25 protein-coding genes are annotated in these 20,440 nt (G+C 38.5%); 6 read left to right on the top strand and 19 right to left on the bottom strand.

The genetic code is table 11. From position 1 onward, the window contains the following. Positions 1–182: 182 nt before the first annotated feature. Together AC1D0Y_RS13870 and AC1D0Y_RS13875 are read right to left on the bottom strand one after the other, a co-directional pair. Complete coding sequence (locus tag AC1D0Y_RS13870; protein ID WP_028408801.1) at positions 183–959, bottom strand: class I SAM-dependent methyltransferase; 777 nt, start codon at positions 957–959, stop codon at positions 183–185. A gap of 134 nt (positions 960–1,093) precedes the next feature. After that, positions 1,094–1,531, bottom strand: a complete 438-nt coding sequence (locus tag AC1D0Y_RS13875) for a BrxA/BrxB family bacilliredoxin (protein ID WP_013056693.1) — start codon at positions 1,529–1,531, stop codon at positions 1,094–1,096. Between the two features lie 241 nt (positions 1,532–1,772). Here AC1D0Y_RS13875 and AC1D0Y_RS13880 point away from each other — a divergent pair, with 241 nt between their 5' ends. Beyond that, on the top strand, positions 1,773–2,657 hold the full coding sequence (locus AC1D0Y_RS13880) for a polysaccharide deacetylase family protein (protein ID WP_098333307.1): 885 nt from the start codon (positions 1,773–1,775) through the stop codon (positions 2,655–2,657). Positions 2,658–2,690: 33 nt separating this feature from the next. Here the strand turns inward: AC1D0Y_RS13880 and AC1D0Y_RS13885 are convergent, their stop codons facing one another. From AC1D0Y_RS13885 to AC1D0Y_RS13910, 6 genes are all read right to left on the bottom strand, one after another. Then, positions 2,691–3,815, bottom strand: a complete 1,125-nt coding sequence (locus AC1D0Y_RS13885) for a conserved virulence factor C family protein (protein WP_098658472.1) — start codon at positions 3,813–3,815, stop codon at positions 2,691–2,693. A 63-nt stretch (positions 3,816–3,878) separates the two neighbouring features. After that, positions 3,879–5,777, bottom strand: a complete 1,899-nt coding sequence (locus AC1D0Y_RS13890; RefSeq protein WP_098249904.1) for an ABC-F family ATP-binding cassette domain-containing protein — start codon at positions 5,775–5,777, stop codon at positions 3,879–3,881. Beyond that, positions 5,758–6,411 (bottom strand): HD domain-containing protein, encoded by a 654-nt coding sequence (locus AC1D0Y_RS13895; RefSeq protein ID WP_217598766.1) that lies wholly within the window; start codon positions 6,409–6,411, stop codon positions 5,758–5,760. Before AC1D0Y_RS13895 ends, AC1D0Y_RS13890 begins: the two co-directional genes overlap by 20 nt. Before the next feature lie 124 nt (positions 6,412–6,535). Beyond that, complete coding sequence (locus tag AC1D0Y_RS13900; RefSeq protein WP_025752029.1) at positions 6,536–7,012, bottom strand: glutathione peroxidase; 477 nt, start codon at positions 7,010–7,012, stop codon at positions 6,536–6,538. 61 nt (positions 7,013–7,073) lie between these two features. Next, positions 7,074–7,592, bottom strand: coding sequence for a hypothetical protein (locus AC1D0Y_RS13905; protein ID WP_028408806.1), 519 nt, complete (start codon positions 7,590–7,592; stop codon positions 7,074–7,076). A gap of 278 nt (positions 7,593–7,870) precedes the next feature. Then, positions 7,871–9,559, bottom strand: coding sequence for a formate--tetrahydrofolate ligase (locus AC1D0Y_RS13910; RefSeq protein ID WP_014460474.1), 1,689 nt, complete (start codon positions 9,557–9,559; stop codon positions 7,871–7,873). A gap of 353 nt (positions 9,560–9,912) precedes the next feature. Here AC1D0Y_RS13910 and metA point away from each other — a divergent pair, with 353 nt between their 5' ends. Next, positions 9,913–10,824, top strand: a complete 912-nt coding sequence (metA, locus tag AC1D0Y_RS13915; protein WP_028408808.1) for a homoserine O-acetyltransferase MetA — start codon at positions 9,913–9,915, stop codon at positions 10,822–10,824. Positions 10,825–11,038: 214 nt separating this feature from the next. Here the strand turns inward: metA and AC1D0Y_RS13920 are convergent, their stop codons facing one another. Next, positions 11,039–11,767 carry a hypothetical protein gene (locus AC1D0Y_RS13920; RefSeq protein ID WP_098331593.1) on the bottom strand — a complete coding sequence of 243 codons (729 nt, stop codon included), beginning with the start codon at positions 11,765–11,767 and terminating at the stop codon, positions 11,039–11,041. A 103-nt stretch (positions 11,768–11,870) separates the two neighbouring features. On the opposite strand from AC1D0Y_RS13920, the gene AC1D0Y_RS13925 reads away from it, so the two are divergent. Beyond that, on the top strand, positions 11,871–12,116 hold the full coding sequence (locus AC1D0Y_RS13925) for a hypothetical protein (protein ID WP_028408810.1): 246 nt from the start codon (positions 11,871–11,873) through the stop codon (positions 12,114–12,116). A gap of 10 nt (positions 12,117–12,126) precedes the next feature. Here the strand turns inward: AC1D0Y_RS13925 and AC1D0Y_RS13930 are convergent, their stop codons facing one another. The 5 genes from AC1D0Y_RS13930 to AC1D0Y_RS13950 form a co-directional block, all read right to left on the bottom strand. Then, positions 12,127–12,324 carry a hypothetical protein gene (locus AC1D0Y_RS13930; protein ID WP_028408811.1) on the bottom strand — a complete coding sequence of 66 codons (198 nt, stop codon included), beginning with the start codon at positions 12,322–12,324 and terminating at the stop codon, positions 12,127–12,129. A gap of 345 nt (positions 12,325–12,669) precedes the next feature. Next, the gene (locus AC1D0Y_RS13935; protein WP_034275938.1) at positions 12,670–12,921 is read right to left on the bottom strand and encodes a hypothetical protein; all 252 of its coding nucleotides are present in this window, start codon (positions 12,919–12,921) and stop codon (positions 12,670–12,672) included. A 21-nt stretch (positions 12,922–12,942) separates the two neighbouring features. Continuing rightward, entirely contained in the window at positions 12,943–13,143 is a 201-nt protein-coding gene (locus tag AC1D0Y_RS13940; protein ID WP_225049698.1) for a hypothetical protein, read from the bottom strand. Between the two features lie 646 nt (positions 13,144–13,789). Next, the gene (locus AC1D0Y_RS13945; protein ID WP_014460480.1) at positions 13,790–13,978 is read right to left on the bottom strand and encodes a hypothetical protein; all 189 of its coding nucleotides are present in this window, start codon (positions 13,976–13,978) and stop codon (positions 13,790–13,792) included. An 84-nt stretch (positions 13,979–14,062) separates the two neighbouring features. Continuing rightward, a complete protein-coding gene (locus AC1D0Y_RS13950) occupies positions 14,063–14,473 on the bottom strand; it encodes a hypothetical protein (RefSeq protein WP_028408813.1) in 411 nt (136 codons plus the stop codon). A gap of 160 nt (positions 14,474–14,633) precedes the next feature. On the opposite strand from AC1D0Y_RS13950, the gene AC1D0Y_RS13955 reads away from it, so the two are divergent. After that, the gene (locus tag AC1D0Y_RS13955) at positions 14,634–15,365 is read left to right on the top strand and encodes a polysaccharide deacetylase family protein (protein ID WP_060747427.1); all 732 of its coding nucleotides are present in this window, start codon (positions 14,634–14,636) and stop codon (positions 15,363–15,365) included. A 463-nt stretch (positions 15,366–15,828) separates the two neighbouring features. Then, positions 15,829–15,993, top strand: coding sequence for a hypothetical protein (locus tag AC1D0Y_RS13960; RefSeq protein WP_013056680.1), 165 nt, complete (start codon positions 15,829–15,831; stop codon positions 15,991–15,993). 122 nt (positions 15,994–16,115) lie between these two features. On the opposite strand, the gene AC1D0Y_RS13965 is transcribed toward AC1D0Y_RS13960, so the two are convergent. After that, entirely contained in the window at positions 16,116–16,811 is a 696-nt protein-coding gene (locus tag AC1D0Y_RS13965; RefSeq protein WP_060747428.1) for a peptidoglycan-binding protein, read from the bottom strand. A gap of 121 nt (positions 16,812–16,932) precedes the next feature. Further along, positions 16,933–17,682, bottom strand: a complete 750-nt coding sequence (locus tag AC1D0Y_RS13970) for a Cof-type HAD-IIB family hydrolase (RefSeq protein ID WP_028408816.1) — start codon at positions 17,680–17,682, stop codon at positions 16,933–16,935. A 245-nt stretch (positions 17,683–17,927) separates the two neighbouring features. Between AC1D0Y_RS13970 and AC1D0Y_RS13975 the strand changes: the two genes are divergently transcribed. Continuing rightward, positions 17,928–18,770, top strand: coding sequence for a sulfurtransferase (locus AC1D0Y_RS13975; protein ID WP_028408817.1), 843 nt, complete (start codon positions 17,928–17,930; stop codon positions 18,768–18,770). A gap of 75 nt (positions 18,771–18,845) precedes the next feature. Here the strand turns inward: AC1D0Y_RS13975 and AC1D0Y_RS13980 are convergent, their stop codons facing one another. From AC1D0Y_RS13980 to AC1D0Y_RS13990, 3 genes are all read right to left on the bottom strand, one after another. Further along, entirely contained in the window at positions 18,846–19,490 is a 645-nt protein-coding gene (locus AC1D0Y_RS13980; RefSeq protein WP_060747431.1) for a FusB/FusC family EF-G-binding protein, read from the bottom strand. A 135-nt stretch (positions 19,491–19,625) separates the two neighbouring features. Further along, positions 19,626–19,895, bottom strand: coding sequence for a CD3324 family protein (locus AC1D0Y_RS13985; RefSeq protein WP_028408819.1), 270 nt, complete (start codon positions 19,893–19,895; stop codon positions 19,626–19,628). Between the two features lie 376 nt (positions 19,896–20,271). Further along, entirely contained in the window at positions 20,272–20,400 is a 129-nt protein-coding gene (locus AC1D0Y_RS13990) for a YuzL family protein (RefSeq protein WP_013056674.1), read from the bottom strand. Positions 20,401–20,440: the final 40 nt, after the last annotated feature.

Consider the following 20,440-nt stretch of genomic DNA (forward strand, 5'->3'; position numbering starts at 1 on the left):
CTATACAAGATATTCCTTTTTTGCTGGATGCTTAAACACAAAAGTATTTTTATGTTCAAAAATATATCATACTTTTATGAACTTTAGATGAAATTCATAAAAAAAACTTCCAAAACTTTTTAATTCCTAAAAGGTTTTGGAAGTCTTTTCAATGATCGGGATTCATTTTACTTTTTTGTTTATTATTGTATATCAATTGTCCCGTAATGAAATTTTGATGTTTTTCGTTTTTGTACGGTAAATCCATGTTCTTCAAAACGACTGCTTTTCCAATGATCTTTTAGCACGATCTTTTGTTTGGCTACTCTTTTTGCTTCTTGTATAGCCATTGGCGTCAGCGTAGTATACAGTGCTATTGCTTTAATACCGTTAATTCCATTCGATTCATCAATTTGCTCTTGAAACATAGGATCAAAGTAGACAACATCAAAAGAATTATCTTCACAACACGCCAAAAACGATTCAAAATTTTGATGAACCACGTTTATACGCTTCATTGCATCGTTCAACTCTTGTACGTCACTTTCCCAATTTAAAAGTCCTTGTTTGACTAAATAAGCTACATAGCGGTTGCCTTCTAGTCCGACAACTTTCCCGCTTTTCCCTACCGCTGCGCTCGCCATCATACTATCCGATGCAAGACCAAGTGTACAGTCAAGCACGCTCATTCCTTTTTCTAAACCAGCAGCTTCAATAAACGGATCACGTTCTCCTCGCAGCCATCTCTTTACTCTAAACATAGCGGAATTTGGATGAAAAAAAATAGGTTCCTCTTCATTTTGGACATGCAATTCTACTCTATTCTTACCGACAACCAGCACGTCTGCAGCTTGAAGATTTTGAAGATCTGCAACGGATTTCTTCTCTCTTACTACAAAAGGTATACTTAAATCAGCGGCTACTTGTTTGGCTTTTACAGTCATCTGTTCATTTGTTCGACCAGCAGTCGTAACAATCACTTTCATAACTCCCCCTACACTGTTTGGCTATTTACATAAAGAAAAAGGATGCCGATAGACATCCTTTTTCTTATAAAGTATATGCGATTTTTCTCTAAAAATCTATATACTAGATGTGACAAAAGCAGGACATTTTATGAACAGTGCTGCTTAAAGCCATTTAAAATATTTTCAAAAATAACTTCTAACGGCTGACCTTCAATTTCATGTCGAGGAATAAAATGAACGACTTCTTTTCCTTTTAAAAGCGCCATAGACGGTGATGAAGGCTCAATGTCCCCAAAATATTCACGCATTTTAGCTGTTGCTTCCTTATCTTGGCCAGCAAAAACAGTTACCACTTGATCTGGTTTTTGCTCAGACTGTAAGTACGCTTGCGTTGCTGCAGGACGTGCTAAACCAGCAGCGCATCCACAAACTGAATTAACGACAACAAAAGTTGTTCCTTCTACGTTTTCCATAAAATCAACTACGGCTTCCTCTGTTGTTAATTCTTCATAACCAGCTTGAGTTAATTCTTGACGCATTGGTTTAACTAACTGACGCATATATTCTTCATATGCCATTGACATATTAACATTCCTCCTAACAATCATTCACGCTAAAAGCATACTATAAAAACCAGGAAAAATCTAGCTACTCACTCTTCAAATCCTTATCGTTGTCCCGTTCTCCTTTTCCATTTGACAAAAAAAGATTAAAACCGGGTCATATCATCTAATTTTTTTCCATAAAAATGTCGATTTTTACTATTAATATTCCATTTTTTGTACTATAGTAGTAAATAGTAGTTTAGTAGAAAGGATTTTCAAATTGAACCAGCGATTTAAACCGAACAAACGATTTAAGCCAAACAAACGATTTTATGCATTTTTGTCTTTAGTGTTAGTGATCGTCGCTTCTTTGTTTTTTATTACAGAAGCCAAAGGAAGTGAATCCGCTGCATCTCAGCAAGTATTAGCATCTACTGCGTTGCCGCTGAAAGAAGCTGCATCTTCAGCACAGCCTGAGAAGCTGCTTAATACACTTCATCATAATATGTATGTAGGAAATACGGTAAACGATCAAAATCAAGCTCTTACACAGCCTGTTTACCTTACGTTTGACGATGGTCCAACACCTGATACTCTTCATATTTTAGATGCTTTGCGTCAATATAACGTAAAAGCAACTTTCTTTATGTTAAAGCATCAAATTGACGTTCACCCTGAAATTGCTAAAAAAGTAGCACAGGAAGGACATGCCATCGGCTGTCACGGCGTCTCTCATGATATTCATGTCATGTATAGTGAAGACGGCGCCGCGTTAAAAGAAATGCAGGAGTGTCAAGCGACCGTTAAGAAAGTAACCGGTGTCGACAGTAAGTTAATCCGCGTTCCTTACGGCAGCGTTCCTTATTTAAAAGAGCCTCACCGTACAGAGTTGCTAAGCCACTTTAAATTATGGGACTGGAATGTAGACAGCGAAGACTGGGCACTTCGTTCTGCACCTAGAATTATTCAGGGGCTTGAACCTCATATTCAAGGGGTTAACTCCAATGGAAGAACACCAGTCATTTTATTTCATGATAAATCCTTTACGGCACAATCCCTTCCTGCTATTTTGACTTACTTAAAGCAGTCGGGCTATCAGCCTATTAAAATTGATAACACCATGCAGCCTATGCAGTTTCCAACTCCCGCTGCAAAACAGTCGTAAAAAAAAAGATCATTCAGATGAATGATCTTTTTTTTATGCTTTTCTGCTTTCCGTCATTTGTTTCCAAACAGAACCTTTTGCTTCTTCTCCGCCTTCGATACGTTCAATTGCTAGCTTGATTTGTAAATCTACCTCAAATTCTTTATCATTCTCTGCTGCTTTTAATGCAGGAAGAGCCGTCTCGTCCCCTACCTCGTATAAATACATAGCTGCACGCCAGCGAACAAGCTTGTTTTTATCACCAAGAGCTTCACACATTGCCGGAATACCTTCTTCAAAACCTAAATCTGACATGCAGTCTCCAGCAGTACGGCGCACAGTGACTGATTTATCTTTTAATGCTTTGTATAAGTAAGGCAGTACCGCTTTTGATTCAATCATTCCTAAGTAGACCGTAGCTAAGCGGCGAATAGATGCTTTTTCATCATCAAGCGCTTTATTTAAAACGTCTAAATCAGCTTCTGTTGGATCCATTTGTTCTAAATGGGCATAGCGCACTGACCAATCGTTGTCTTCTAGCATTTCTTCTGTGACTTTATAGGTTTTACGCGGCTGTACAGCTTTTCCGCCTTCTTTTTCTTCTTGTGCATTAGCCACAAGGCGAGTTAATCTTTCTTGCGGATATGCTGCTGCTAACTCTTCTACTACTTCGTCTCCGATAGCAGCTAACTCTCCGTAACGAACGCCTTGTTCTTTCCATTTCCGTTCTAATACCACATTATCTGAAAAACGTTGAAGTTCTGCTACCGCTTTTGCGAATCGCTCGGGCAGACCAAAGCGCTTTTCTTCATTTCCGTCCGTTAGCTTGACTTGCATCGGTACATTTTTGAACATTTGAACTGACACATTGACCTCACCAAAATGCTCATTCATTTTGTGCTGTTCACTGCTGCTTTGCAAATCTTCACCAAACGCTGCACGAACTTGCGGCAAAATTTGCTTCCAGTCATATTTGGCATTTCGCTCTACTGCCAAGAAGTCCGCTACGTGGTAGACTCCTTTTACCCCTTCTACTTTCAAGATGTCTTGAACAACTTCAGGAGCTGCTTCAGCATTTTTTTCCGTATAGTTATTGCTTTTTCCGCCTGATAGCACTTCGTCTAAATTAATTTTCATTGTATTCGGACTTGGCGTTGGCTCAATTGATTTAATGTTCATATCGTATCGTACTCCTCTCATTAAAATTGTAGCATGTGCTTTATACTCAGTCTAACGACTTGTTTACGCGTTTTCAATTTCTTCAATCAGCTCTGAAAGCTCTGCCCAGCGATCAAGAAGTGCACTTAATTCTTCATTTGCTTTTTCTTGTTCTAACGATAGGTTATGCGCTTTTGTATAATCGCTGCCCACCTGTTCAATTTCACTTGTTAAGCGGTCAATTTCTTCTTCTTTTGCTGCAATATTATCTTCGATTTCTTCCCATTCTTTTTGTTCTTTATACGTTAAGCGACGCTTTTTTGTTTTCTCCGGCTGTTTTGGCTTTTCTTCTTTCACTTTAGCCTGCTGAACCATTGCCTGCTTCTTCTTCATCGCTTCTTCCAATTGATCTGTATAAGCGCCAAAATAAATCGAAATGTTTCCTTCTCCTTCAAAAACTAGTAAGTAATCTGCTACTTTATCCAAGAAATAGCGATCATGCGATACAGTGATAACAACACCTGGAAATTCTTCGAGGTAGTCTTCAAGCACCGTTAGCGTTTGAGTATCCAAATCATTAGTCGGCTCATCTAGAAGCAAAACATTGGGCGATGTCATTAATAATTTCAATAAGTATAAACGACGGCGCTCTCCCCCGGACAATTTTTGAATCGGTGTTCCGTGCGTATGTGAAGGAAATAGAAATCTCTCAAGCATTTGCGACGCAGAGATCATCTTCCCATCCGTCGTATGCACAACTTCTGCCGATTCTTTAATATAATCAAGCATGCGTTGATTCAAGTCCATATCATCGCTTTCTTGGGTATAGTAAGCAACTTTAACCGTTTGTCCTCTGTCAATTTCACCGCTGTCCGGCTCAATGCGTCCTGCAATCATATTCAACAGGGTAGACTTTCCGCTTCCATTTTTCCCGACAATTCCAATTCGATCTTGTTTTTTTACGATGTGCGTAAAATCTGAAAGAATGATTTTATTTTCATACGTCTTAGACACATCTTTTAATTCAAACACTTTTTTCCCAAGGCGACTGCCTGCTAAACTTAAATCCAGTGATTCTTTTTCAGAGGAATCGATTTTCCCTTCTAATTCATCAAATCGCTGAATACGCGCTTTTTGCTTAGTCGTACGCGCTTTTGCTCCTCTGCGAATCCAAGCCAATTCATTGCGGTATAAGTTGCTTAATTTTGCTTGAGTTGCTTTTTCCTGCTCTTCTCGAATCGCTTTTCCTTCTAGAAAAGCAGCATAGTTTCCTTTATAGCTATATAAATTTCCACCGTCTAATTCAAAAATCCGGTTTGTAACAGCATCCAAGAAATAGCGATCATGAGTAACAAGCAGCACGGCTCCTTGATATTTGGATAAATATTCTTCGAGCCATTTAACGGTCTCATAATCTAAGTGGTTAGTCGGCTCATCTAAGATCAGTAAATCAGGTGTTTGAATTAGGCTTTGCGCAATGGAGACGCGCTTTTTCTGTCCACCTGAAAGCTCACCAATTTTTGCACTCATATTTGAAATTCCAAGCTTCGTCAAAATTGACTGTGCGTTAGAATTGGCTTCCCACGCGTTCATCGCATCCATTTTCTGCTGTAAATCATACAATGTTTGCTGATTTTTTTCGTTTGCAGAGTCTTGCTCTAACGCATACAGAGCTAGCTCATAGTTTTTTAATAAGTTAAGAAGAGGCGTATCTCCGCTGAAAACTTGCTCCAGAACCGTTAAGTCTTCATCAAAATCCGGATGCTGCGGTAAATATGTCACGCTGTAGTCTTTAGCATGAACAATATCTCCTTCGTCTCCGAGCTCTAAACCTGCGATAATTTTAAGAAGCGTTGATTTCCCTGTTCCGTTTACACCGATTAAGCCGATTCGCTCATTTTCCGTAATGGTAAATGTTAGTTGATGAAACAGCTCTTTTTCTCCATACGTTTTTGTTAAGTTTTCAACAGTCAGCATTTTCATAATGATAATTCCACTCTTTCTTAAATTGAACTAAAAATTCTTTCATATATGTATGTCGCTCTTGCGCTAGAGACCGTGCTGTTTGAGTATTCATTAACGCAGTGAGCTTTAATAACTTTTCATAAAAATGTGCAATAGCCGTTGATTTCCCGTGTCTGTATTCTTCTTCCGTCATCTCACTTCGTACTGCAATGTTTTCATCATACAAAGCCGTGCCTTTAGCACCTGCATACATAAACGTACGTGCGATACCAATTGCACCGATCGCATCTAAACGATCTGCATCTTGAACAATTTGACCTTCAAGCGTAGCCATAGTCGGACGGTTTCCGCCTTTAAATGACATCGTTTGTAAAATGTGAACGATATGCTTGCAGTTCTCTTCTTCTACCTGATGACTCTTCAGCCACTCCCACACTTCTTCGTACGCCTTTTCAACATCTTCGACTAGCTTATCATCTACAACATCGTGTAAAAGTGCGGCTAGTTCGATAACTTCCCGATTGCCGCCTTCTTTTTTATATAAAAGCACTGCATTCCGACGCACGCGATCGATATGCTGCCAGTCATGACCCGTTGTGTCATGCGCAAGCTTTGCTTGAACCCACTTTTCCGTTTCCACTATTTTATTCATTTGCTCACCTCAATTATATCCACCATTATTTTAGCACAAAGTGAGGCGCTCGTCTCACTGACAGCGGATCACCGTTTGAAAACCCTTGCTTAAAAATAAAAAACAGATGGAGATCCACCTGCTTTTACAGCAATTCTTTTATATCTTTTTGAATATCTTTTGGTGCAGTTTGAGGTGCGTATCTCTTCACGACTTCACCTTGACGATTCACTAAAAACTTTGTGAAATTCCACTTTATCCCTTTGGAACCTAGTAGGCCCGGTGCTTGTTCTGTTAAGTATGTAAATAACGGGTGTGCATGCTCCCCTTTTACATCTACTTTTGCAAACATCGGAAACGAAACGCCATAGTTTAACTCGCAAAATTGTTCAATATCATTTGAACTTCCTGGCTCTTGACCACCGAACTGATTGCAAGGAAAACCTAGAACCGTTAGACCGTTTTCTTTTTCTTCTTCATACAGCGCCTGCAAATCTTTATATTGAGGGGTGAAGCCGCACTTGCTAGCTGTATTCACAATCAACAGCACGTCACCTTGATAGTTAGATAGCGATACGTCTTCGTCTTTAATTGTTTTTGCCGAGTATTCATACACGCTCATCAAAACGCCTCCTTTTCCCTATTGTAATTCACTTTATTTCGGAAGTACAACTGAAACGCTCTTATGATTTGTCGTAAAGAACCTTTAGCTGGTCAGTCGTTTGCAGCATGTAATCAATCATCTCGATTAAATCTCCTACTTGGTCTTCATAAATAAATCGGTTAAAGGTTACCTCAATATTGTTTTCGTATTCGCTTCCTCCGATTTCATGAGTAATACGCTGCTTCACAACTCTTGTTGTTCCCCAGATCCGCTCACACATTTCCTGTATGTTTTGAAACTCAGCTTCTTCAAACGGTTTTTGTTTTTTTAGCTGAAAATGAATATAAACTGTACACCCTGGTTTTTCTACACGGGAAGGCGTTAATTCGGCATGAATGTTGTCTAAGTCGGTTGATAAAGTTAGCGACGCGGTACAGCAAAAATGCTGTTGAAAAGAAATACGGTACGTTCGAGTAAACTGAGCTAAGTCTACAAAATCTTCGCGATTCGTAACAGATACTTGCCCAGATAAGTCAAGATCATAGATCTCTCCTTCTACAACAACTTTTAAATTATCAAATACAATCGGATCAAACATTTCAACTACTTCCTTTTTTATAAAATACGAACAGTCAGCTCTTCTTCTTTCTTGCCAAATTAATTCATAACATACCTGTTATTTTGTTTTATATTGCAAGAAAGAGATTGAGACACAACTAAGTCCACCCAATTTACATCTAGAAGCCACTACACCCATGAAACTTCTTTTTACCCTAGCTATGAAAAAATCCGAACGAGTTTGATTCTTCATCAAGAATCTTGCTTCATCGTTCGGATTTTCCTTCAACTAAAATACTCTTACCCCAGCCTCTTCTCTTAAAAAATCCCTAGTGCATGTCCATTCTCGTCAATATCCATATTGAGCGCAGCAGGTTTTTTTGGAAGGCCAGGCATTGTCATAATTGAACCTGTTAGCGCCACGAGAAACCCAGCTCCGAGTGAAGGACGGAATTCCCTTACCGTAATCTTAAAATCAGTTGGTCGCCCAAGCTTCGTCTGATCATCACTTAACGAATACTGCGTTTTGGCCATACAGATCGGCAGATGATCCCAACCGTTTGCTTCAAATTGCTGTATTTGCTTTAACGCTTTTGGAGCAAAATCTACGCCTTGTGCTCCGTATACGGTTTTAGCAATAGCTTCTACTTTTTCTGGAATCGAAGCCGACACATCGTAAAGAGGAGAAAACTGACTTTCTGTCTCGTTCATGACTTCAAGAATTTTTTCAGCAAGCATGACGCCGCCTTCTCCGCCTTTTTCCCATACTTCTGTTAAAGCAACTGGAACATTCTTTGAAGCACACCAATTCATAAGCGCTTCTACTTCACCTTTTGAGTCCGTCACAAAACGGTTCACGGCTACAACGTAAGGAACGCCGAATGCCTGAATCGTTTCAATATGCTTTTCCAGATTTTCAATTCCCGCTTCTAAAGCCTCAATGTTTTCTTCATTTAAACGCTCTTTAGGAACGCCCCCATGCATTTTCAAAGCGCGAATTGTTGCAACGATTACCACCGTTTCTGGTTTAATATCTGCCATACGAGCTTTGATATTCAGGAATTTTTCCGCGCCCAAATCTGCCCCGAATCCCGCTTCTGTTACTACATAGTCGCCTAGTTTTGCAGCCATTTTTGTGGCAATGACGCTATTGCAGCCGTGGGCAATATTAGCAAAAGGACCTCCGTGAATGAGGGCTGGAGTATGTTCCAACGTCTGTACAAGGTTTGGTTTAATCGCATCTTTTAAAAGAAGAGTAAGCGCTCCTTGTGCACCTAAGTCTGCAACCGTTACAGGCTCATTGTCCATATTATAAGCTACCACAATAGACGCTAAGCGACGCTTCAAGTCTTGTAAATCTGACGCTAAGCAGAAAATAGCCATAATTTCTGATGCCACCGTAATATCAAATCCATCTTCTCGAGGAACACCCTGCATCGGACCACCTAATCCAATGACGACCTGACGCAGCGCGCGGTCGTTCAAATCAACCACTCGTTTCCACGTGATTTTACGTGTATCAATACGCAATTCATTGCCTTGATGTATATGGTTATCTAAAATAGCCGCCAGCGCGTTGTTAGCTGTTGTGATGGCATGCAGGTCTCCAGTAAAGTGTAAGTTAATATCCTCCATTGGAAGCACTTGAGCATAACCGCCGCCAGCGGCACCTCCTTTAATTCCCATTACCGGACCAAGAGATGGTTCACGCATGGCGACAATCGCTTTTTTACCTAATCTATGTAATGCCTGAGCTAAGCCGACTGTCACTGTCGACTTCCCTTCTCCTGCTGGAGTTGGATTAATAGCTGTAACTAAAATCACTTTTCCATCTTGTTTTGTGTGTAAACGTTCCATAACGGACAAAGAAAGCTTGGCTTTATAATGTCCGTACGGCTCTAGCTCGGCCTCTAAAATATCCAGCTGCTCGGCAATCTCTTTAATCGGTTTAATGGTTGCCTCTTGTGCAATTTGCAAATCACTTTTTATTTGCTTCTTAGTTGTCATATAAAAACCCCTTTTCTGCTGAGAATTCTTTTCAAACACTTCATCAAAAAAGGATAAAATCCATTTTCTGGGGGAGATATGAAGTTTAATGAATACAGGAACGACTGCGCTGTAAATTTTACTGAGTTTCAGTCAAGCAAAAAAAAAGCATAGCGACGCTCCATTTTAACCTTATTGTACCATTTCATTTTAGCCATTACGCATATTAATGCTCTTTTTTTTCAAAATTCAATTGCTTAATATTCTGTATATTCCTATAATAGTATATTGTACATAAATGTTGAACCTCATTTTCACGTGAGAAAGAACATTTATACGCGTCATTACTTCGAAATCGAATAGGAGGAATTTTATTGCCTATTAATATTCCACGTGATCTTCCGGCAAAAGAAATTTTAGAAAAAGAGAGAATTTTCATTATGGACGACGTACGCGCGGTTAACCAAGAAATTCGCCCGCTTAATATTGTTATCCTAAACTTAATGCCGGAAAAAGAAAAAGCTGAAACGCAATTATTACGTTTACTCGGGAACTCGCCGCTGCAAGTGCATATTACACTTCTTTACACAGCAAGTCATAAAGCCAAAACAACGAGTAAAAATCACCTAGATCAGTTTTATAAAACGTTTGAACAAATTAAAGAACGAAAATATGACGGAATGATTATTACAGGAGCACCTGTAGAACATATACCATTTGAAGAAGTAAACTACTGGAAAGAACTTCAAGAAATTATGGATTGGTGTAAAACAAATGTGACTTCTACTCTTCATATCTGTTGGGGAGCTCAAGCTGGACTTTATCATCACTTTGGCATTGACAAGCGACCTCTTTCTGATAAATGCACGGGTGTATTTACGCATGTTGTATCGAGTGAAGAACCAATTAAGCTGCTGCGAGGATTTGACGATGTCTTTTATTCTCCTCATTCTCGTCACACCGATGTCGACATGAATGAAGTAAAAAACCATCCTGACCTTGAGCTTCTTTCCTACTCTGAAGAAGCTGGTGTTTATATGGCGATGTCTAAAGATGAAAAGTTTGTTTTCATTACAGGACACCCGGAATACGACGTTCAAACACTGCAAGAAGAATTTCTTCGAGATACAGAAAAAGGGCTAGAACCAAAGCTTCCGGAACACTATTTCCCAAACAATGATCCTGACAAAAATCCTTTAAAAACATGGCGTTCTCATGCCAACCTGCTGTTTATGAATTGGTTGAACTATTATGTTTACCAAGAGACTCCTTATCTGTGGGAATGAAAGAACCGATCTGTCCCAGTATTCAATTAAATTACGCATGCTCTTTTTTGTGTTAAAACTGCAGCAAATGAGAAATAAAATAGAAAACCTGCTGCTCGTTTAGGACAGCAGGTTTTCTATTACTAATTCTTCTTCATTCCGCAATTAAAGCTTTCTTTCAGAAATTCAGCATCAACAACACGGCTTTTGAGATCCAACACTCACATACTATTGCTCATTCTCCCTTTTCATCTTCATTTAGTTTTGTTTCATCCATTTCCTTCGTTTGTTCTTCTACCATTGTGTCCAGCCACTGGGGTGGCTTACCGTCTTGGCTTTCATTGTATACTTCTGATATATCTTTTTCTTCCAAAGAGGATAAGATGTCATGAATGTCATTTTGATTGCCTAAAATATTGCCAAATCCTTGACTCACTTTTTTATGACTTCTGAAGTTTGTCGGAAAGTTATTACCAAAATTCACAGCTGAAGCATCTTCAATTGTGCCAATGTGGATGTCACCTATGCTAAAAGTTGATTCTAGAGCTTGATCAGGCTCCCTCATTTCTTCCATATGGGTTAGTGTATAAGGGACACTTCTTTCATTAATTTTAACTGATATTTCAGAAGGACCCTTTTCTTTATTTTTTGCTTTATTATTCTGACTACCCGATTTTCGATTGACATCAGAGTCATTTTTTATTTTTTTACCTTTCTTTCCTGGCGCTTGATATTGATTCGTTTGCGAAGGAAAAGTATTACCAATATTCAAAGTTCCACTAAGTTCTTTTACATCAATGTGCTCTAAATAATAAGACAGTTCGTCCAAGTTTAGTGTTTGAACGTTCTTTATATCTAAATGAAAAGAATGGACCGTTTTTTTTGAAAGTTCATTCATGTTTTTTTCTAAATCTGTAAGCCTTTTTTCAATGTTTTGGAGTATATTCAGCACCTTTTCATCCATAGAGTTTGACCCCTTATTTGATTTAACACTTTTAGCCCATCTACAACATATAATAGTGTATTAGATGACTTCTATTAATGTCTCATATGTATCGGGAGGAATTATGAAAATACATCTTCGTTCTCCTCAGATCGTTTTTGATGATCTCACCGTAAATGCGGTTAAAAACAACGCAGGAGTTTTTATAGGGAAGAATGTGCAACAAAATTGGGAAACTACGATCAGCAGCAGTAATTCAGGTTTTGGAACAATTTTGGGAGATGATAATCAGCTATCCTATAACACACATCTTGTTCTTGGTGAAGATGATATAAATGATTCTTTTGAACAGGTCAGAAAGGAGGATTGACTCTACGTTTTTATTCATCATTCTTTTTAGGGATTTTTGCAATGGTGGTATTATTTAAAATTTTATTAGAATCACCAACTACTTTTCCGAAACCATCAGAAATTCGACTTTTATGATTCCACTTATATTGAATATTAACGCCGTAAAATAGGCCTGAACTATTTTGAATTTTATTTACTTTAATCGAATGATAGTGAATATTAGCCATAGACAACACCTCACAGACAGAAGTTTGCTTCATCACATTCAATATAAAACTGAAAATACATTATCTTATGTCTAAACTCTTATCTGTTTACCTCAAATTGAACGTCTCTTTAATCATTTGAGCTTTTACGTCTTTTCTATGATACTTACTCCATTTACGATAAAAGTATTCCTGTCATTACCTTTTAGTCTATGTTAATAGCTGCGATTACATCCTAAAATAAGCTAGCAAAAAACCATCTGTATAAAAGATGGTTTAACTCTATTACTAATCTATTCTCGCCACTCTGACAGAATAATTAATAGAGGGCTTAAACGGGTATTTGCAGAACCCGTTTTTCCTCATTTAACTTTGTGTAACAGGGGCGTTGTTGACATCTATATTTTCAGAAAAATAGGAATCAACGACGTCATTATCGTTAATGATATTTACAATTTGAGAGGCAAAGTTATTATAGCCGATTATTTCACCAAAACCTGTATTACTTTTCCAATTTACTTGCCAATCTGATTGAGTATTTTCCCCTGTGAAAATACCAGAATTAGTAGAAATATACGTAACATTAAGATTAGTAAATTTTATAATCAACTTTTTCAACTTCTTTCATCTTCTTTTTCCCTAGAATTGAGAAACTGGCTGAGGATTAATATTTTCCGGCTGGGTAATTGGAATGTCACAAACATCTTGATCATTAATGATATTCGTACTGCCCAGTATAGCTGAATTTACAGAAAATCCGTTTCCTAAGTTAAATTTACCTTGGGAATTCCAATCTGGCTGGCTATTTTGACCCGAAGCAATTACTGAATTGGAAACCATACTTACCACATTTATTTGGTTGAAAATGACGGAAACAGGCATTAGTCAATTCCTCCGTTTTCTAAAATTTTAATGTAGTATATGCTTCCTTCTAAAGTATGGTTCAATCGATTTTCTGCAATCAAAAATGTTAGTTAGGTCTTACAATTATTCATTATACCTACTCTTCTTACAAATCGTTTTACACTGCCCTTAATCAGCAAGCCTGAAGGGAGGAATTTATTGATTATCCTTAAGAAAAAAAGTATTTAGTTATCTTTGTGCACAGCTATGTTTTTCTTTTTAATTTGCATTTAGAACATAGTTTTATCAAATAAATAAAGGGATTTAGACATAACAAAATCGATCTACAGACAAACAAACGAGATAAATGGTCTAGTATGGATCGCTTGTTTCACCACTGTTGATTTCCGTACAAGACGTTGCTTTCCGCGGGCGGCCGATGAGCCTCCTCGCCGCTGCTGCTCCTGCAGGGTCTCACCTCTTCCGCTTTTCCCCCAGAAGTCTTCACCCTACCCTCCAATCAACAGCTAGAAGCACCTACATACAGCCACAGCCTACGTTCACCCTACCAATGAAAAAATCCGAACGCGTTTGATTCTCCATCAAGAATCAAACGCGTTCGGATTTTTTTGTCCCAGCTTTTTTAAAGTTCTTTAATATATTCAATCACCGAATCTGGAAATTCGTTTCGAATTCCGCAATTCCCACAATAAAATCCGCTATATTCGTCTGTCGCAACGTACTGTCTTAGAAGAAACAATGTTAACCTGTTTGGGAGACCGCATTCTGTGCAAAACGCCAGGTATTTGCTGCGCTGTCTGTTTGCTGACATACGTTTCATCCTTTCGACTAACTATAGAAAGCGTTTTCTTATTTATATGGAGCTTTCTTATTAGTTTATGACAGCAATTACGGTCTACCTCCAATTATTGTCGCGACGAGAAGGGCGGAATAAACGCAGAATTAAATTAATTATAAGCACAATAGCTAAAATGTTAATTAACAACCCAAAAATCCCGCCCAGTGCACCCATATGACCAAGCAAACCGCCAAATAACATCCCTGCCAGACCGCCATAAAGCAGTCCACGAGCGAACCCTCCTCGTTTTGAACGGGTAACCCCTCGATTTACAGTTCCATTTCTGCGGTTTGAAAAATTAGACCTCGGCTCATTTTGTCTAACACTTGGCTGTCTATTAAACGACCGCTTCCCTGACCGGTACGACCTTGCACTCACGTTATAGTCATCGTGATAGGAAATATATTCAGCTAAGGGAGATAAACTTAGCGAAAAAATCAATGCTACGGCAATCATTATTTTTTTCATCTGCTTTTTCCTTTCTTCACCTAATAGTAACTGTTTATTATAGTGCGCTGTTTCATGCATATCATACGTTTTGACACAAAAGGGAAATTCAGCTTCATACAAAATTTTTAATCGGGTATCATAACGTTATACTTTGCCCTAGAGAGGAGCGTGCATGTACATGATACGAAGAATTAGCATACTGCTTTTCACCCTGTGCTTCTTATTTAATGGACCCCTTCCTGCAGTATGTAAAGCGGAACAAGTAAAAAATGTAGAAGTGCGTGACCGTTTGCTTTATCAAGGTAATAACCAACTAAAGCAAACCGCCCTAACATTTGATGATGGACCGGATCCTCGCTTTACTCCACATGTATTGGATCAGTTGAAAAAGCATGGTATTAAAGCAACCTTTTTTCTTATCGGGGCAAAAGCTCACGAACATCCTGAGCTGGTGAAAAGAATGGTAGCTGAAGGTCATGCCGTTGGGATTCATACCTATTGGCACCCCAATTTACTAAAAGAATCTACTGAAAAGTTTCACTGGGAAATTGCCAAAACTCAGGCTATTATTAAAAACATTACCGGTTTTGAAACGCAGCTGTTTCGTCCTCCGTATGGAAATTTAACACAAGAAATGATCAACGAGCTGCCAAATGAAAATGTCTATGCGATTAACTGGTCTTCTGACTCATTGGACTGGAAGCAAATCCCGGAAACGGAAATTACCAATAATGTATTTAAGAACATGCACGCCGGAACAATTGTTTTGATGCACGACGGCGGCCATTGGACCATGGACCTTTCCAACACCCCAAAGTCACTGGATACCATCATTCCTAGACTTAAGCAAGAAGGATATCATTTTGTGACCGTCCCAGAACTTTTGCACATCCCCTATCCAAAAAATTAAGCGCCAAAGAGTTTCTGATTTAGAAACTCTTTGGCGCTTTACGATTTCCCTTGATAGAAAGTAAATATGCCTCTCCTACAAAAAGAGCGTGTCAAAAGATCTAATTCAAATACATCTTAAAACTCAAAAATATGTCTTATTTCTTCAAAACGTTATCATACTAAAGATACAAAAAGAGGCATTCTTTTTTGTTCCATCGCTCTACAATAGAGGGAATTTACGGATAACCTCTAAAATAGGTTTTAAGTTGCATGATTAGGAGTAAATATTACTATAACTACTCTCATATTTTTAGACAAGCTGCATATAGATAAAATGAGAGAGTCGAACGTATTCCACATATCCCTAAATTTCTTCTTCACACAAAAAAATTGACGAACTTTTTTTGTCAACAGGTGCGTATAGATATGATAGAATTCCTATATAATGACCTGGATTCATTTCTAAACAAGGAGTTTTGACTATGATTAATGAACAAGAGACGTTGTTATTTATTAAAGAACTTGGCCGCTTGTTGAAAGACTATCAAAACTGTTCAAACGCCTCTGTAAAAAGTGAAATATATAAAGATATCGTGTTGTTGAGCAATGTTATCCAGTTAGATCACGTGAACGTTTCTTACGCTTAGAAAATCTTTTTTATTTCTTTATAAATTTCAGTTTTCTACTATAACTACAGAAAAGGAAGAAAGGAGACGATTTCCATCCATCTCTTTTCTTCCTTTTCTCGTTATCGGTTTTTTATGGTTATTTAGAACATAGTTTTATTAAAATTATTGTAGAGTTTTTCGAGTGTCTTCGGTCCAACTATTCCATCTACCTGCAGATAAAGTGCTTGTTGAAAAGCTTTTACCGCTTTGAAAGTGGAAGACCCGAATATACCGTCTGCGCCTCCAAAAAGAGAATAACCTAAGTGAATAAGCATACGCTGAATTAACTGTACGTGATTTCCTCGATCTCCGTATTTAATTAACATGCTTGAAGCCTTTGGCGTCTGTGTTTTAGGTACTTTTCCACTTCGAAGCTCCGACAAAGATAAACCGAATGTATATTGAAAATGAGGGTAATCTTTTAAGCTTGTCCAATCTCCTCCCCATTCCAACCCAACCCTTTTTCCTATCTCTCCCGCTTTGTTCCATCTTCGATCAATGGTCCAGTCAACTTTTCCGTCGTTATCAAGCAGCGCAATGTCAAAAGCTAGTCCATAGTTATGATAAGAATAGCCGCCTTTGGCATTAGTCACAATACTTCCTGGTGTTGTTCGGCCTTGTGAATATAGTCTGTGCTGATGCTCTATCGATCTAAATCCTTCAGTGATACTAACAAATATGCTTTCTTTATATGCTTGCCCAATGAGATCGTACGCTTTTTCTTGCACTATTTCATGTACATCTTGCAACTTATTTTCTGCTTTTTGTAACAGCTTGTCTAATGATAAATCACTCATACTCCCCACTCCTTAACTAGATGGCTCTCCTTATATATACGTATAAGACGAACTCTAAGGGAGGCATCCAGTATCAGTTTATGCGGGAAGCAGTTAAGTGGTGCAACATGTAGAGCTGCTGTTATTTCAGCACCCAGTGGCTGATAGCCTTCGCTACTCCGTTATTGACATTTGTATCTGTCACCCAGTCCGCTGCTTCTTTTACAGCTTCCTGAGCATTTCCCATGGCAATTCCACATCCTGCCGCTTCAATCATAGCCATATCGTTTAAGCTGTCTCCCATAGCAATGACTTCATCCATTGAAATGCCCAAACGTTCACATACGGTCATAATCCCTTTTGCTTTATTGATACCAAGTGCATTAATTTCTAGATTCGTTAAACTAGAGTTGCTAATTTCAAAATCTGAAATGCCTGCTATTTGTTTCAGCACTTCTTCTCGTAAAGCATCATCTGGAATATCGTAGCCAAACTTCAGCCATTCCTGTGAGGCAATATCTTCTGGAAATTCGTCTCTCCACACTTTATCCGTAGTCACAGCCCAAAAGTTAAGCTTATGCTCTTGCGTTAAATTCCACATCTTCTCGATGGAAGAAGCATCAATTAACTTTCGTTCTACAAGCTCTCCAGATTCATCCCAAATTTCACTTCCGTTCACTGTAATAAGGTAAGAAGATAGCTGTAGAGACTGGGCATATTCACGGCATGTTAAAAGAGATCGCCCCGTGCTGAGCACCACATGAACACCTTGTTCTTGGGCTTTAGCAATGGCCTGACGATTTTCTGTAGAAATTTCTTGCTGATTGTTCAGCAGCGTTCCATCCATATCTAGTGCGATCAGTTTAAATTCTTTTTTTTCATTTGTTTGCATCTTTCTCTCTCCTTCTCATCAATAGTAGGTATGACATTACGCTGAGCATTTGACTTACACTATGTAACTCTTATTATAACTGTAGCACAGGAGCATTTCGCTCTGCATCAGATAAGCGTTAAAATGGTCAATTATTCTATGGGGAATAATTGAAGGAAAACAAAATGGCTTTGCCGTAATTTATATATAACGCTTTTCATTTTTAGTTATTTCAACTAGAATTTTGGTAAAAGGATGTGAATGTTATGAATACTATTATTTCACCAGCTGACTTACATACTGCATTACAACAACCCCAACACTCCATTGTGTTGCTTGACTGCCGATTTACCCTTGGAAATTCTGAGGCAGGCGCAAGCGCTTATCAAAATGAGCACCTCCCGGATGCTCATTATTTGGATTTAGAAAAAGATCTGTCTTCTGTGGCTACTTTGCACGGAGGAAGACACCCGCTGCCTGACGTTCAAAAGCTAGCTCAGAAGCTGGGCAATTTAGGAATTAATGCTGATTCAAAAGTCGTCGTTTATGATGAACAAAACGGAATGATGGCTTCAAGAGCATGGTGGCTACTGCGATATATAGGAATTGAAGACGTACAAATTTTAAATGGAGGTTTTAATAACTGGAAGCAATCGGGATATGAAACAACGAAGAACGTACCAGAAGGTTCTCCTCAAACGTTTGTACCTTTCGTGCAACAAGATTGGGGACTTGCAGGAGTTGAATACGTAAAAGAGAATCTTCATAACCCTAATGTTGTTCTTATCGACTCTCGTGAAAAAAAGAGATATCTCGGCTTAGAAGAACCCATTGATCCTGTAGCAGGACATATCCCAGGCGCCATTCATTCTTTCTGGCAAGATGTGTTAACTTCAGAAGGTTTATGGAAAACAGATAAAGAGTGGAAGGAAATGTTTTCAGCTATTGATTCTCACGCTGAAATCATTGTATACTGCGGATCAGGTGTATCTGCTTGCCCTAACGTTTTAGCTTTAAAATCAGCAGGTTTTCCAAATGTAAAATTATATGCCGGCAGCTGGAGCGATTGGATTAGCTATCGTGACAATCCAATCGAGAAAAACAGATAGACAAAGAAGGCTCAGTCTCACCAAAAGTATAGAGGCTGAACCTTCTCTTTTTGTATTCTTCTTATTAGGCGCATGTTATTTACTAAGCCTTAACATAAAATCATGAAGCCGCTCTGAGGTAAGCAAATTTTGATTACATGCTTCGCTATCTTGACAAATATAATTTCCTCGTTGTGTAAATGTCCCTTGAACAGTTCCTTTGATTTCAGCAGTGAACATACCGACTTCCTCGTAGCTGTGGCAAAGCGTGCATATTCCCTTCTGATTGATAGGTTTAAACGTTCCTTGAATACCTTTTAACTTCTGGGTATCCGGATCCTGCGCTACGATAAACTTTCTGTTTGAGCCTTTATCGATCCAGCTGACATAGGAAATGCTCGTTAGATCAATGCTATCAGCAGACGGAACTTTTAACTTTTTCACTTTTGGAAATAGCTTTTTCACGCCAGCTTCCGTAAAAGATTTAAATGGAATCACGTAAGGCTTTATCGTTTCTAAAAACACCTCTGCTTGCTCTTTATTTCTAACTTCAGCAACTGACAGCAGCACTTCTTCTTGTTCCTCGCTAAGCACATCAAACACATTTAATACTTTTTCTTTTGCAAGAGCTTTTAAAGCCTGCAGCACATCGGAATTGTTTACTGTTCCATGCCCATTGATAAGGATTTGCGTTTGGCTTTTGATAAAATTATATTGATCATTTCTTATAAACGCTTCCACGTTCTTCACTCCTTCTTCATTTAATCAGCTACTTTTTACTTTACAGTACGGATTCCTTTTACGAAATGTAAAAAATAAATCAGAAATAAACTATACCTAAAAAAGCGCGGGCATTCAGTTGCCAGCGCTTGATTTCTACCGTTGCTTTTTATATACAATTTTTTTGATGGTTTCGGTTGATAAAAAGTATTCACGGGCTAGTTCCTCAATTGAAGTTCCTTTTTCAAACAAATTCCTAATCCGTTCGTTTCGCTCGTCAATCAACTTTCTTCCACCAGAGCAAGTTCCCCATTTTCTTTTTGCCTTCTGCGGCTTTGGAATATAAATGGTTTCTCCTTGAATGTATTTTTGAATTTCACTAATCAGCTCTTCAGGTAAAATATTTGTTGCTTTTACATACGTCATTTCTGCCAGCTCCTTATGTGGTTTTGCTTATACAATAAGGGGCAAAGCCGTATATATTAGAAATGAGATATGCGCGGTTAGGCGATGTTCTATTACTAAACCGTCCACCCCATGCAAAGTATCGCCTTTCTAATATCAGGCTTTGCATGAGACGCTGCAGTATCCGGTAAACATCTTTTATTTACCATTTATTACACCTCCACTTTACATCGACTGTAAACCAAGCTTGTAGAAAATTACAATTATTGGCTCAAATTTTATTATAAGCTATCTATATTCTTGCACACAACACCTTCTTATTTATAAAGCTGACACCAAAAATAAAACGAACTTGCAGAGAGCTCGTTGTTCTCCCTGCAAGTTCGTTTTATTTTTGTTATGAACGCTTCTGCTTTTTGTTAGCTGAACTGCTTTGAACACCTTGTTCAGAAGTGGTCGTCCCTTGTCCTTCTACATTTGGTGAACCCAGCTCTGATTTTGAGCGGTCTTTTTTAATTTTACTCATGTCACTCACCTCCAGTTTGTAGTGTACCCTTTGTACAGCT

The organism is Priestia sp. P1_B12_1, assembly GCF_056406695.1.